12 protein-coding genes and 1 other annotated feature are annotated in these 13,181 nt (G+C 52.8%); of the genes, 3 read left to right on the top strand and 9 right to left on the bottom strand.

The features are described 5' to 3' along the window. Positions 1–139 precede the first annotated feature (139 nt). Together G4551_RS03555 and yaaA are read left to right on the top strand one after the other, a co-directional pair. On the top strand, positions 140–1,570 hold the full coding sequence (locus G4551_RS03555; RefSeq protein WP_003837310.1) for an alanine/glycine:cation symporter family protein: 1,431 nt from the start codon (positions 140–142) through the stop codon (positions 1,568–1,570). 77 nt (positions 1,571–1,647) lie between these two features. Then, the gene (gene yaaA, locus G4551_RS03550; RefSeq protein ID WP_003018978.1) at positions 1,648–2,421 is read left to right on the top strand and encodes a peroxide stress protein YaaA; all 774 of its coding nucleotides are present in this window, start codon (positions 1,648–1,650) and stop codon (positions 2,419–2,421) included. 84 nt (positions 2,422–2,505) lie between these two features. On the opposite strand, the gene thrC is transcribed toward yaaA, so the two are convergent. The 6 genes from thrC to yjjY form a co-directional block, all read right to left on the bottom strand. After that, a complete protein-coding gene (thrC, locus tag G4551_RS03545; protein ID WP_003837308.1) occupies positions 2,506–3,792 on the bottom strand; it encodes a threonine synthase in 1,287 nt (428 codons plus the stop codon). A gap of 3 nt (positions 3,793–3,795) precedes the next feature. Next, a complete protein-coding gene (thrB, locus tag G4551_RS03540) occupies positions 3,796–4,725 on the bottom strand; it encodes a homoserine kinase (protein WP_003837306.1) in 930 nt (309 codons plus the stop codon). 1 nt (position 4,726) lies between these two features. Beyond that, a complete protein-coding gene (thrA, locus tag G4551_RS03535) occupies positions 4,727–7,189 on the bottom strand; it encodes a bifunctional aspartate kinase/homoserine dehydrogenase I (protein ID WP_003837305.1) in 2,463 nt (820 codons plus the stop codon). A 23-nt stretch (positions 7,190–7,212) separates the two neighbouring features. Further along, positions 7,213–7,339, bottom strand: a sequence feature (Thr leader region). Beyond that, the gene (thrL, locus tag G4551_RS03530; RefSeq protein ID WP_032337689.1) at positions 7,269–7,334 is read right to left on the bottom strand and encodes a thr operon leader peptide; all 66 of its coding nucleotides are present in this window, start codon (positions 7,332–7,334) and stop codon (positions 7,269–7,271) included. It overlaps the preceding feature by 66 nt. A 206-nt stretch (positions 7,340–7,545) precedes the next feature. After that, complete coding sequence (locus G4551_RS03525) at positions 7,546–8,232, bottom strand: tRNA/rRNA methyltransferase (protein ID WP_003018988.1); 687 nt, start codon at positions 8,230–8,232, stop codon at positions 7,546–7,548. Between the two features lie 398 nt (positions 8,233–8,630). Further along, positions 8,631–8,771: a YjjY family protein gene (yjjY, locus tag G4551_RS03520; protein ID WP_042998021.1), complete on the bottom strand. Its 141-nt coding sequence runs from the start codon at positions 8,769–8,771 to the stop codon at positions 8,631–8,633. Positions 8,772–8,866: 95 nt separating this feature from the next. Between yjjY and arcA the strand changes: the two genes are divergently transcribed. Beyond that, positions 8,867–9,583 (top strand): two-component system response regulator ArcA, encoded by a 717-nt coding sequence (arcA, locus tag G4551_RS03515; RefSeq protein WP_001194359.1) that lies wholly within the window; start codon positions 8,867–8,869, stop codon positions 9,581–9,583. A gap of 60 nt (positions 9,584–9,643) precedes the next feature. Here the strand turns inward: arcA and creD are convergent, their stop codons facing one another. From creD to creB, 3 genes are read right to left on the bottom strand one after another with little or no spacing between them, the layout of a single operon-like run. Beyond that, a complete protein-coding gene (gene creD, locus G4551_RS03510) occupies positions 9,644–11,005 on the bottom strand; it encodes a cell envelope integrity protein CreD (protein ID WP_003837301.1) in 1,362 nt (453 codons plus the stop codon). 57 nt (positions 11,006–11,062) lie between these two features. Next, positions 11,063–12,487 (bottom strand): two-component system sensor histidine kinase CreC, encoded by a 1,425-nt coding sequence (gene creC, locus G4551_RS03505; RefSeq protein ID WP_003837299.1) that lies wholly within the window; start codon positions 12,485–12,487, stop codon positions 11,063–11,065. Further along, entirely contained in the window at positions 12,487–13,176 is a 690-nt protein-coding gene (gene creB, locus G4551_RS03500) for a two-component system response regulator CreB (protein ID WP_003837297.1), read from the bottom strand. Before creB ends, creC begins: the two co-directional genes overlap by 1 nt. Positions 13,177–13,181: the final 5 nt, after the last annotated feature.

Below are 13,181 nucleotides of genomic sequence, written 5' to 3'. Positions count from 1 at the left end.
TGATGCGCAATTGCGGGATATAACGATTGTTATGATAAACTCCCGCAATCACTCTCATGACAAGGTATATACTGGTCGATTATTGGTAGCGCTTACACGGAAATCTTCGCGCTTACCGGCATCAACAAGAGGGATGTTAATGCCTGATTTTTTCTCATTTATTAATGAAATACTCTGGGGATCGGTGATGATCTACCTCCTGCTTGGCGCAGGATGTTGGTTCACCTGGCGTACAGGGTTCGTGCAGTTCCGCTACATTCGCCAGTTTGGCACAAGTCTTAAAAACAGCATTAGCCCGCAGCCGGGCGGTTTAACTTCCTTTCAGGCTCTGTGCACCAGCCTTGCCGCGCGTATCGGTAGCGGGAACCTGGCCGGCGTAGCGTTGGCGATCGCCGCTGGCGGTCCTGGAGCCATTTTCTGGATGTGGGTCTCAGCGGTCATTGGTATGGCAACGTCATTCGCCGAGTGCTCACTTGCCCAACTGTATAAAGAACGCGATAGCAAAGGACAGTTCCGCGGTGGTCCTGCGTGGTATATGGCACGTGGTCTGGGCATGCGCTGGATGGGCGTCCTTTTTGCCATCTTTTTACTGATTGCCTATGGACTGATTTTTAACAGCGTTCAGGCGAACTCGGTCTCTCGTGCGTTGACCTTTGCTTTTGACATCCCTCCCCTCTTCTCCGGTATCGCACTGGCAATAGTGTCATTACTGGTCATCGTCGGCGGTATTAAAGGCGTCGCACGCCTGATGCAATGGTTCGTTCCGATGATGGCACTGCTGTGGGTTGGATGTAGCATCATCATCTGTCTGTGGCATATCGGGCAGCTTCCCGACATTATCGTCACCATTATAAAAAGCGCCTTTGGCTGGCAGGAAGCAGCAGCGGGTGCGGCCGGATATACGCTAAGCCAGGCTATTGCCAACGGTTTTCAGCGCGGCATGTTTTCTAACGAAGCCGGAATGGGATCTACGCCGAATGCAGCCGCATCGGCCGCCTCCTGGCCACCGCATCCTGCGGCACAAGGCATTGTGCAAATGATTGGGGTATTAGGCGACACTCTCGTGGTCTGTACGGCTAGCGCGATGATTATTCTGTTGGCAGGCAATGGCACCAGCTATGTGCAAATGGAAGGCATCCAGTTACTTCAGAAAGCAATGGTAACGCTGACGGGAGAATGGGGAGCCGGATTCGTGGCTTTTATTGTGATTCTGTTTGCCTTTAGCTCGATCGTCGCCAACTACATCTATGCGGAGAACAATCTCGTCTTTCTGAAACTGGACAATATGCGCGTCATCTGGCTATTGCGAATCGCTACCATTAGCACCATTATCGGCGGAACGTTTGTCAGCTTCCCGCTGGTCTGGCAGTTGGCCGATATCATTATGGCTTGTATGGCCATCACTAACCTGACGGCGATTTTGCTGCTTTCTCCGGTTGTCCATACCATCGCCAGCGATTATCTGCGCCAGCGTAAACTCGGGGTGCGCCCGGAATTCGATCCGCACCGTTATCCTGATATCAGACAACAGCTTGCCCCCGAAAGCTGGGATGAAACGCCGCGCGGATAGCGCGGCAATCACAACCATCGATCAAATCTGTCGTTTTTTTTGCTAAAGTCGCAGTAAATTTCCTGCAAGGACTGGATATGCTGATTCTGATTTCACCTGCAAAAACGCTCGACTACCAAAGTCCGCTGGCAACAACACGCCATACGCTACCCGAACTGCTGGATCACTCTCAGCAGCTTATCCATGTGGCGCGCCAGCTCTCTGCGCCGCAGATTGGCAAGCTGATGGGAATTAGCGACAAACTGGCGGATTTGAATGCCACGCGTTTCCATGACTGGCAGCCTGACTTCACGCCGGACAATGCGCGCCAGGCCATTCTGGCATTTAAGGGCGACGTGTATACCGGGCTGCAGGCTGAAACCTTCAGCGAGGCGGATTTCGACTTCGCTCAGCAGCATTTACGGATGTTGTCCGGACTGTACGGTGTTCTACGTCCGCTGGATTTGATGCAGCCTTATCGTCTGGAGATGGGCATTCGTTTGGCCAATGCGAAGGGTAAAGATCTCTACCAGTTCTGGGGAGATATCATCACCGATAAACTTAATGAAGCACTTGAAGCACAAGGCGACAGCGTGGTGATTAACCTCGCTTCGGATGAGTATTTTAAATCCGTGAAGCCGAAAAAGCTCAATGCCGAGCTGATTAAACCAGTCTTCCTAGACGAGAAAAACGGCAAGTTCAAAGTCATCAGCTTTTATGCCAAGAAAGCGCGCGGCCTGATGAGCCGCTACATCATTGAGAACCGCTTAACGCAGCCGGAACAGCTGACCGCATTTAACAGCGAAGGCTATTTCTTTGATGAAGAAGCGTCAGGAAACGGCGAACTGGTGTTTAAACGCCACGAGCAATAATTTACATGCCGGATGACGGCTAACGCCTTATCCGGCCTACAGGTTTTGTAGGCCCGCTAAGCAAAGCGCCAGCGGGCACCACCGTTAACTGCGGGTCATCATCAGCTTACGCAGTTGCGCAAAATCAGCAGGCAGGTGATGAGAAAGCAGCGGCAAGTCCGCGCGTTCCGCCAGCTCTTTTGGCAACGCCAGCGTCAGATCAAGAATCTCTTCAACGCTTTCTTTAAACTTCGCCGGATGCGCAGTACCAAGGAACAGGCCGTACTCGCCAGGGTTCAGTTGGTCACGCAGCGCACGGTAAGCCACCGCCGCATGCGGTTCTGAGGTGTAGCCTATCTCATGTAACTCACGCATGGTGTCCTGAGTCGTGGCATCATCAACGGCGGCATAACCCAGCTCATTCAGACGCCAGATTTTACGGCGGAACAGTTCTTCCACGCGCGGCCAGTTGTTCGGCTGGCTGACATCCATCGCATTCGATAACGTCGCCTGAGTCGCTTTCGGCGCCCACTCACCTTCAGCAAGGAAACGCGGAACCGTATCGTTAACGTTAGTCGCCGCGATAAAACGCTTCACCGGCAAGCCCAGTGATTTCGCCAGCAGCCCGGCGGTCAGATCGCCAAAGTTACCGCTGGGAACAGAAATCACCAGCTGATTCCGCGCCTCTTGCGGTAGCTGAGCCACAGCCTCAAAGTAGTAACAGATTTGCGCCAGCAGACGGCTGATGTTAATTGAATTAGCCGAGTTCAGTCCCAGAGCCACCTTCAGCTCTTCGTCATCAAACGCCTGTTTCACCAGCGCCTGGCAGGCATCAAAATCGCCATCAATCGCTACAGTTTCAATGTTACCGCCCAGCGTACAGAACAGTTTTTCCTGTAATGGGCTGATCTTGCCGTTCGGGTAGAGGATCACCACGCGCACATTTTTCAGGCCATAAAAGGCATGTGCAACCGCCGCGCCAGTATCACCTGAGGTCGCCGTCAGAATGGTTACCGGCTTGTCGCCGCTGATGTGCGTCAGCATTTGCGCCATAAAGCGCCCGCCAAAGTCTTTAAATGCAAGCGTAGGGCCGTGGAACAGTTCCAGACAGCCGACATCTGCGGCAACCTGAGAAACCGGTGCCGGAAAAGCAAATGCAGCACGCACGCGTTTTTCCAGAATTTCCTGAGGGATCTCATCACCAATAAATGCGGACAGGATCTTCGCGCTGCGGCTAACGAAGTCCTGGTTCAGCATCTCATCCACTTCTGTCAGATTGAATTCCGGTAGATCGTGCGGAAAAAACAATCCCTGATTCTTGCCAAGCCCTTGCGTGACGGCCTGCGCAAAGCTGACCTGCTCGTTATGATCTTTCAGATTATACAGTTTCATTGATTATCCCAGTACCCGTGCGCCCGCCGTGTCCAGCCGGCAAATATGAACAAAACCTTCCTGATTTTGCAGGTAATTTTTACTCAGCCAATCTGCAACGCGCTGCGCCGTATCCGGCTTATCGCACAAGGCGAACAGCGTCGGCCCTGACCCGGAGATCCCGCTGGCCAGCGCGCCAATTTCTGTTACCGCCTGACGCGCCTGACTAAAGCCTGGCAGCAAGCGGGTACGATACGGCTCAGCAATGACGTCCTTCATCAGCTTCGCGGCAAGCCCAGGCTGACGGGAATAGCAGGCATGGATAAATCCAGCCAGATGTCGCCCGTGGGCGATACAGTCCTGACGGCGATACTGCGCAGGTAGAATCGCCCGCGCTTCTGCCGTCGACACTTTAATCCCCGGATACGCCAGTACCCATAGCCACTCATCAAAGCCTGGCACCTGCTGGCTGATAATGCCGTTTTCTTCGATCATTAACTGCATGCCGCCCAAAAAGCACGGGGCAACATTATCGTAATGAATACTGCCGGAGATACGCCCTTCCAGCTCGCCCATTATCGCCAACAGGCGCGTATCGTTGAGCGGCTTACCGCAGTGTTCGTTCATAGCGACTAGCGCCGCCACGACGGAACAGGCGCTGGAGCCTAACCCGGAGCCAATCGGCATATTTTTTTCCAGCGTCATCGCCACCGGAACCGTTTTACCCAGCACCTGGCAGAATCGCTCCCAACACTGATAGACAATATTTTCGCGCGGCTCTGACGGCAGCTTGTTGGCAAAGCGCCCAAGGTTGTTCAGGCTGAACTGATCAGCCGCCTCAACGGACACCACATCGCCCAACAGCGAACCGTCCACCGGAGTTACTGCCGCACCAAGCACATCAAACCCGACGCTCATATTGGCACTGGAAGCCGGGGCATAAACTCTCACCATGTCAGACTCCTAACTTCCATGAAAGGGTGCGTAGCAGGTCGGCAAAGACGCCCGCTGCCGTCACGTCGTTACCCGCGCCATATCCGCGCAGAACCAATGGTAACGGCTGATAGTAGTGGCTATAGAATGCCAGCGCGTTCTCACCGTTTTTCACTTTAAACAGCGGATCGTTGCCGTCTACTGCATCAATTTTCACGCGACAAACGCCGTCCTCTTCGATATTGCCAACATAACGCAATACTTTTCCCTCATCACGGGCTTTCGCCACGCGCGCGGCAAAGACGTCATCCAGCTGTGGCAATTTCGCCATAAACGCGGATACATCACCGGAATCATCAAACTCGTTTGGCAGAACTGGCTCAATGACCACGTCTGAAAGCTCCAGCTCACGACCGGTCTCACGGGCGAGGATCAGCAGCTTACGTGCCACATCCATGCCGGAAAGATCGTCACGCGGATCGGGCTCGGTATAGCCCATCTCACGCGCCATGGTGGTGGCTTGCGAGAAGCTCATGCCTTCATCCAGCTTGCCGAAAATAAACGACAGCGAGCCGGAAAGAATACCGGAGAAACGCTGCAATTCATCACCTGCGCTGAGCAGGTTTTGCAGGTTTTCAATTACCGGCAAGCCTGCGCCCACGTTGGTGTCGTAGAGGAATTTACGCCTGGACTTCGCGGCGGCAAAACGCAACTGATGGTAGTAATCCATCGACGAGGTGTTGGCCTTTTTGTTCGGCGTAACCACATGGAAGCCTTCGCGCAGGAAATCAGCATACTGATCCGCCACCGCCTGGCTTGACGTACAGTCGACAATCACCGGATTAAGCAGATGATATTCTTTCACCAGGCGAATTAAGCGCCCAAGGTTGAATGGCTCTTTCGCGCTTTCCAGCTCCGACTGCCAGTTCTCCAGATTCAGTCCATGGACGTTGGTCAGCAGAGCCTTCGAATTCGCCACGCCGCACACGCGAAGATCGATATGCTTCTTTTTGAGCCAGGTTTGCTGACGTTTAAGCTGCTCCAGTAGCGCACCGCCCACGCCGCCTACGCCAATCACAAACACTTCAATCACCTGGTCGGTGTTGAACAGCATTTGATGGGTCACGCGAACGCCGGTGGTCGCGTCGTCGTTGTTCACCACCACCGAAATAGAACGCTCAGACGACCCCTGGGCGATCGCCACGATATTGATGTTCGCGCGAGCCAATGCGGCAAAGAATTTCGCCGAAATGCCACGCAGAGTACGCATACCATCGCCAACAACAGAGATGATAGCCAGACGCTCAGTTACCGCCAGCGGCTCCAGCAGGCCTTCTTTCAGTTCGAGGTAGAATTCATCCTGCATGGCGCGTTGCGCACGCGCGCAGTCGCCCTGCGGGACGCAGAAGCTGATGCTATATTCGGAAGAGGATTGGGTGATCAGCACTACCGAGATGCCCGCACGCGACATTGCGGCAAAAACGCGTGCCGCCATACCCACCATGCCTTTCATTCCTGGGCCGGAAACGCTAAACATCGCCATGTTATTGAGATTAGAAATACCTTTTACCGGCAAATCGTCGTCATCACTGCTGGCGCCAATCAACGTGCCAGGCGCTTGTGGATTGCCGGTATTTTTAATCAGGCAAGGGATCTGGAACTGGGCAATAGGGGTAATGGTGCGCGGGTGCAGCACTTTGGCGCCGAAGTAAGAAAGCTCCATCGCTTCCTGATAAGACATCGACTTCAGCAGTCGGGCGTCGGGTACCTGGCGCGGATCGCAAGTATATACGCCGTCAACATCGGTCCAGATCTCACAACAATCAGCGCGCAAACAGGCGGCCAGTACGGCGGCAGAGTAGTCGGAGCCATTACGCCCCAGCACCACTAACTCACCTTTCTCATTCCCGGCGGTAAATCCGGCCATCAAAATCATGTGGTCCGCAGGAATACGGCTGGCGGCAATGCGGCGCGTAGATTCGGCGATATCAACGGTAGATTCGAGGTAATGGCCGACTGCCAGCAATTTCTCCACCGGATCGATGACCGTCACGTTGTGCCCGCGCGCTTCCAGCAGGCCTGCCATGATGGCGATCGACATTTTTTCGCCACGGCAGATAAGCGCGGCATTGATGCTGTCCGGGCACTGTCCCAACAGGCTGATGCCATGCAGGACGTGTTTAATCTGGGCAAACTCTTGTTCAACAAAGGCTTTGAGCGGGGCCAACGGAAAACCCGGCTGCGCGGCGGCCAAACCCACCAATAGCTCAGAGAAAATACGTTCGGCGTCGCTGATATTGGCTAAAGCATCCTGACCACCGATGGTCTTCTCAATCATCGCCACCAGATGGTTGGTAATTTTTGCGGGGGCAGAGAGCACGGTCGCGACCTGCCCCTGTCTGGCATTGCTTTCCAGAATATCGGCAACCCGCAGAAAGCGCTCTGCATTTGCCACTGATGTACCGCCGAACTTCAACACTCGCATGGTTTACCTCATTGCCTTTGGTCGAAAAAAAAGCCCGCACTGTTTAGGTGCGGGCTTTTTCTTGTGTTTCCTGTACGCGTCAGCCCGCACCGTTACCTGTGGTAATGGTGATGGTTGTGGTAATAGTGATGCTGATGCGTTTCATGATGTTGTGTGCTCTGTAATTATTATCTGTCTGTCTTGTATTCTTTTAGGGTTAAAGTATCTGCTGACCTAAGTCAATAAATTTTTAAATTGATCACATTCCGAAACTTGTTCATGAGCGACTGCTTGCCCTTTTACTTTCAACCAATACAGCATGTCTCGCCCACTTGAAACCAGAGCAAAACACTGCACAACAAAAATTGATCAAAACTTTATTTTGTTAGATTTTTTTCTATATCATGTAAAAAACGGTGCAACATTGCCGTGTCTCGCTGCTCTAACAGACCCATTCGCTGTTGCAGCCAGTCCGTCAACTTAATGTCGTCAGAAACGTTCAGCGTGGCTAATAAACGCAAAACACGTTCGCGCAATGCCTGTAGCTGATGCTCATCCGTCATCTCAATGTTTCTGGCCGGTTGTTGTATTAAACCTGCTAATTGATAGCAATACACCATCACCGCCTGCCCCAAATTGAGTGATGGATAGTCAGCCACCATCGGTACCCCGGTGAGGACATCCGCCAGAGCCAATTCTTCGTTGGTCAGCCCCGAATCTTCACGACCAAAAACCAGCGCGGCGTGATCCATCCACGTTGATTTTTCCTGCAACAGGGGAACCAGTTCGACCGGCGTAGCGTAATAATGAAACTTCGCGCGGCTGCGCGCCGTGGTCGCGACGGTAAAATCCACGTCGTGAAGCGCCTCGGCTAACGTTGGAAAAACGTTAATATTATCAATAATATCACCCGAGCCATGCGCAACCCATCGCGTGGCAGGTTCCAGGTGGGCCTCGCTGTCAACGATCCGCAACTGGGTGAATCCCATGGTCTTCATCGCACGGGCTGCCGCACCAATATTTTCCGCTCTGGCGGGGGCAACCAGAATAATTGTTAAACGCATTTCGATACTCTTTTAGCCTATGTGCAGGTAATAATGTGACGTGCATCAACATATTACGCAGCGCGAATTTACATATTTTTAACAGAAATCACTGAAAAAGCATTTCGCATCCAGTAAAAAATGCTAAACTATTTCCAGGCTGAACTATTGCCTTTTATGTTAACAAAAGTTGCATATCCTTCTGTTTATCCATGATAATTTAATTTAAAATGGATCGCATTGGTTGGATTCATTACATTTATTAATTAGCGCGTGCAACTAGTTGTAATATTGCAATTTTGTGATGAAAGCAAACATTTGGATACGTTGATTTCATCAAACTGTTAACGTGCTACAATTGAACTTGATATATGTCAACGAAGCGTAGTTTTATTGGGTGTCCGGCATGTCTTAGCCTGTTATGTTGCTGTTAAAATGGTTAGGATGACAGCCGTTTTTGACACTGTCGGGTCCAGAGGGAAACTACCCACGACCAAGCTAATGATGTTGTTGACGTTGATGGAAAGTGCATCAAGAACGCAATTACGTACTTTAGTCATGTTACGCCGATCATGTTAATTTACGGCATGCATCAGGCAGGTCAGGGACTTTTGTACTTCCTGTTTCGATTTAGTTGGCAATTTAGGTAGCAAACATGCAGACCCCGCACATTCTTATCGTTGAAGACGAGTTAGTAACACGCAACACGTTGAAAAGCATTTTCGAAGCAGAAGGCTATGATGTATTCGAAGCGACAGATGGCGCGGAAATGCATCAGATTCTCTCTGAATATGACATCAACCTTGTGATTATGGATATCAATCTGCCTGGGAAAAATGGCCTCCTGTTAGCGCGCGAACTCCGCGAACAAGCTAACGTTGCGCTGATGTTCCTGACGGGCCGTGATAACGAAGTCGATAAAATTCTCGGCCTCGAAATCGGCGCAGACGATTACATCACCAAGCCGTTTAACCCGCGCGAACTGACTATCCGTGCTCGTAACCTGCTGTCGCGTACCATGAACCTGGGTACCGTCAGCGAAGAACGCCGTAGCGTCGAGAGCTACAAATTCAATGGCTGGGAGCTGGACATCAACAGCCGCTCTCTGATTGGTCCTGATGGCGAGCAGTATAAACTGCCACGCAGCGAATTCCGCGCCATGCTTCACTTCTGTGAGAATCCGGGCAAAATCCAGTCTCGCGCAGAACTGCTGAAAAAAATGACCGGTCGCGAACTGAAGCCGCATGACCGTACCGTTGACGTGACTATCCGCCGCATTCGTAAACATTTCGAATCAACGCCGGATACGCCAGAAATCATCGCCACCATTCACGGTGAAGGCTACCGTTTCTGCGGCGACCTGCAGGATTAATTCGATCCTCACAGGTAAAAAAACGGCGCAATATGCGCCGTTTTTCATTTCACCACAACCCTATTTCCATAAGCGAAACTCGTCACTCTGCGCAGGCTGAGACTCCGGAATTTCTGTCGGCTTTGGTTTTGGCTGTGCCAGCGAGTGCCAGTCAAGATGACGCGTCAGGAACATCACGCCACACAACGCGACCAACAGCACGCCGGTTCCCAGCAGTAAAGAGCTGTCCTGTGAACGGAGCAACACCCACATCACACCATCCAGCCCCAGCAGCGCTACGGTGAACAAAATACTCTTACGCCAACCCTGTAATATCGCCTGCAGATACACACCGTTCATCAACGCCCCCACCAGACTCGCCGTAATCCACGCGGCGGTAAAACCAATATGTTCTGACAACGCCAGCAGCAACAGATAAAACATCACCAGCGATAATCCCACCAGCAGGTACTGCATCGGGTGCAGTCGAAGGCTGGTCATGCTTTCAAGAACAAAGAAAGACATAAAGGTCAGCACAATCAGCAAAATGGCATATTTTGTCGCCCTGTCCGTCAGTTGGTATTGATCCGCAGGCGTGGCGACAGCGACGCTAAATGCAGGCATTCCCTCCCAGCCAATCTTTTCGCCATCAAAGCGTTCGCCGAGGTTATTGGCAAACCAACTGCTTTGCCACTGGGCATTGAATCCAGACTTACTGATTTCGCGCTTAGCCGGAAGAAAATCCCCAAGAAAGTTGGGATGCGACCAATTGCTGGTTAAGGTCATTTCACTGTTACGGCCAACCGGAACAACGGAGAAATCTCCTGTTCCGCTCAAATTCAGCGACAGCGTCATGCTCAGGTTTTGCTCCGCCCAGCTCGCGTCGGGTAACGGAATGTGGATCCCCTGCGCACGTCCATCCAACCCCGTCCCCGGCTCAACCGCCAGCGACGTTCCATTGACCTGCGGCGCTTGCACCACACCAATCCCGCGCGCATCCCCCACGCCAACCACGATAAATGGTTTGCCGACGCTGACGTTGGGATGGTTTAAATCACGCAAACGTTCAGCGTTAAACTCGGCCTTCACCGAGATATCGTTGTGCCAGACCTGGCCCTCATAAATACCGATTTTACGCGCTTCAACGTTCTGACCCCCCTCAACCACCAACGACTCCGGCAGCCAGAAATGGATATAGCTTCGCTTACGCTGGATCTCTTTGCCATCCTCCAGCGAGGTATAAAGCTCTGTCACCGGAATGGCTATCAACGGGCCGACCATCTTTTGCGGTCCGCTGGTGCTTTGGCGGATTGCATCTTCAACGTCATTGCGATAATCCGATCGCTCTACGATTATCTGCCTGACCATTGTCAGGGGAATTAACAGCAGCAGCATGGCGCCACCCAGAGTGACGATTTTCCAGAACAGGGGTGATTTCAACATAGCGTTCTCCTTTGCAATATCAGCAAGGTAGAACAGCTATGTGCGGAGAATTTGAAGTTATGTGAAGTGACGGTGAAGCGTAAACGAAGCTTGTGCGCCGCCCTCTGGTCGGTTAGATAATGTCACCGCGCCTTCATGCAGTCGTGCAACTTCACTGACAAACGCCAGCCCCAAACCGCTGCTCTTGTGTCCATTCTCACGGGGCAGCGAGTAGAAGCGCTCAAAAATACGCGGCAACGCAAAGTCAGGGATCCCGCTACCGCTGTCGGTAACCTGCAACGTGACCCGATCCTCGTGCTGATGTGCACTCAGCACAATCGTCCCGTCCTGTGGCGTAAAGTCGATAGCGTTGTCGAGTAAATTCCCCAATGCCTGCTCCAGTAACGCGGGATCGGCTGCGACGCTAAGCGATGAAGGCAAAATGGTCAGCGTGATGTTTTTTGCCGCCAGCTGCACGCTACGCGCCTCTTTGAGCTGAGCAAACAGTGCATCTACCGCCACTGGCGTCAACGTAATGTCCTGCCGATTCTCCAGTCGCGCCTGACGTAACAAGGTTTCAACCAGCGCCTGCATGCGCGCATTTTGCGTCAGAATATTATCGGTAAAGCGCGCTACCACGTTTGGCGGCGGACCTTCGCGCAGTATCTCTGCCGCGCCACGAATGGCCGCCAGCGGGCTTTTCAGCTCATGCGTTAACGCGTAGACATACTGCTCAATGTAGTTCTTGCCTTCGAGCTTCAGACGCATACTTTCCAGCGCCTGCGCCAGTTTGCGTAACTCGCTACTGCCTAAATCAGGCAGTGGGACGGGGCGATTCTCAGTAACGGAATCGGCATAACGCGCCAGCCGGGCAATGGAGCGGTTTATCCACCATACCATCCCGAAGCCAATCACCAGGGCAATACCCAGCAATACGGCGCTGGCCCACAGCATTCGCCGTTCACTGCGTTTAATCACCGGCGCCATCGCTGCATTTGGTTTGCCGACACTGAGCACACCGATAATACGACCACCGTCTACAATCGGCGCGGCAACGTACATCACCGAGCTTTCCGGATCATCCGGGTTTAGCGGCGTACTACGAGCGCCATACTGCCCACGTAACGTTAACCACACGTCGTTCCAGCGGGAGTAGTCCTGACCGACGGCCTGGTTAGCTGAATCAAACACCACCTTGCCCTGCGCGTCCGTCATGTAGACATGGTATTCATTACGTACTTTGTTAATGCCGCTGATATTGGCGCGGAATGGGCGGTTATGCAGTTGCGAAAAGGCCTGCGCCAGCTTGCCGTTGGTGGGGGTGTCAGAGAGTAAGTCATCACGCGCCAGCGCAGCCAGCAGCGTGGCGGTATCAATCAATGTGCCTTCAGTCGCTCGACGGACGCCTGGCTTAATTTCCTGCACAAAGATCGACAGAACGAACCAGGCAGCGACGGCAACAATCAAAAAATAGCCGAGCAGCAAACGCATGCCAATGCGCATCAGGCGCTCCTCAGGCTGTATCCCATACCGCGATGCGTGTTGATGGGGGAAAGCTCGGGGTTGATGGCCCTCAGCTTGGCGCGCAGCGTTTTGATGTGGGTATCGACCGTTCTGTCAAAGGTATCCTGCGCATCGGCCCAGACTAAATCCATCAGTTGTTGGCGGGAGTAAATACGTCCCGGCGACATCAGCAGTGTTTTCAGCAGCAGGAATTCATAGCGCGTCAGGTTCAACGGCATGCCGAACCAGGTAATCTGCGCGGCCAGCTCATTAAGTTCAAAATCCCCACAGCGCGTTGTCAATGAAGGCGTGGAGAATTTTTGCACCCGCCGCAGCAGCGTACGCACACGAGCGCACACTTCACGCGGCGAGAAAGGCTTGGCAACATAGTCATCCGCGCCAATTTCCAGCCCCAACAGGCGATCCACTTCATCGCTGCGTGCGGTCAGAAACATGATCGGCAACGCCGGGTGGCGTTCAAGTAAACGTCGGCACAGTTCAAAACCGCTTATATCCGGTAGCCCGACATCCAGAATGATGGCATCAGGGCATTGCTGGCGAGATTTCTCCAGCACGGGAAATCCGCGCTCAAACGCCTCTACGCTAAACCCCTCTTGCTGCAGCATGTAGATAAGCGTATCAGCGATTCCCTGCTCATCCTCAACCAACCAGATCAACGGCTGTTGCATTGTGC

The sequence above is a fragment of the Citrobacter freundii ATCC 8090 = MTCC 1658 = NBRC 12681 genome (genome assembly GCF_011064845.1).
Classification (GTDB): domain Bacteria; phylum Pseudomonadota; class Gammaproteobacteria; order Enterobacterales; family Enterobacteriaceae; genus Citrobacter; species Citrobacter freundii.
This window is presented reverse-complemented; position numbering and strand designations above follow the sequence as displayed.

What these genes read in the sequence shown, in the direction of transcription:
- creB (WP_003837297.1), bottom strand. Translation starts at nt 13,176, where the DNA reads ATGCAACAGCCGTTGATCTGGTTGGTTGAGGATGAGCAGGGAATCGCT.
- arcA (WP_001194359.1), top strand. Translation starts at nt 8,867, where the DNA reads ATGCAGACCCCGCACATTCTTATCGTTGAAGACGAGTTAGTAACACGC.
- creC (WP_003837299.1), bottom strand. Translation starts at nt 12,487, where the DNA reads ATGCGCATTGGCATGCGTTTGCTGCTCGGCTATTTTTTGATTGTTGCC.
- creD (WP_003837301.1), bottom strand. Translation starts at nt 11,005, where the DNA reads ATGTTGAAATCACCCCTGTTCTGGAAAATCGTCACTCTGGGTGGCGCC.
- G4551_RS03555 (WP_003837310.1), top strand. Translation starts at nt 140, where the DNA reads ATGCCTGATTTTTTCTCATTTATTAATGAAATACTCTGGGGATCGGTG.
- thrC (WP_003837308.1), bottom strand. Translation starts at nt 3,792, where the DNA reads ATGAAACTGTATAATCTGAAAGATCATAACGAGCAGGTCAGCTTTGCG.
- thrA (WP_003837305.1), bottom strand. Translation starts at nt 7,189, where the DNA reads ATGCGAGTGTTGAAGTTCGGCGGTACATCAGTGGCAAATGCAGAGCGC.
- G4551_RS03525 (WP_003018988.1), bottom strand. Translation starts at nt 8,232, where the DNA reads ATGCGTTTAACAATTATTCTGGTTGCCCCCGCCAGAGCGGAAAATATT.
- thrB (WP_003837306.1), bottom strand. Translation starts at nt 4,725, where the DNA reads ATGGTGAGAGTTTATGCCCCGGCTTCCAGTGCCAATATGAGCGTCGGG.
- yaaA (WP_003018978.1), top strand. Translation starts at nt 1,648, where the DNA reads ATGCTGATTCTGATTTCACCTGCAAAAACGCTCGACTACCAAAGTCCG.
- yjjY (WP_042998021.1), bottom strand. Translation starts at nt 8,771, where the DNA reads ATGACTAAAGTACGTAATTGCGTTCTTGATGCACTTTCCATCAACGTC.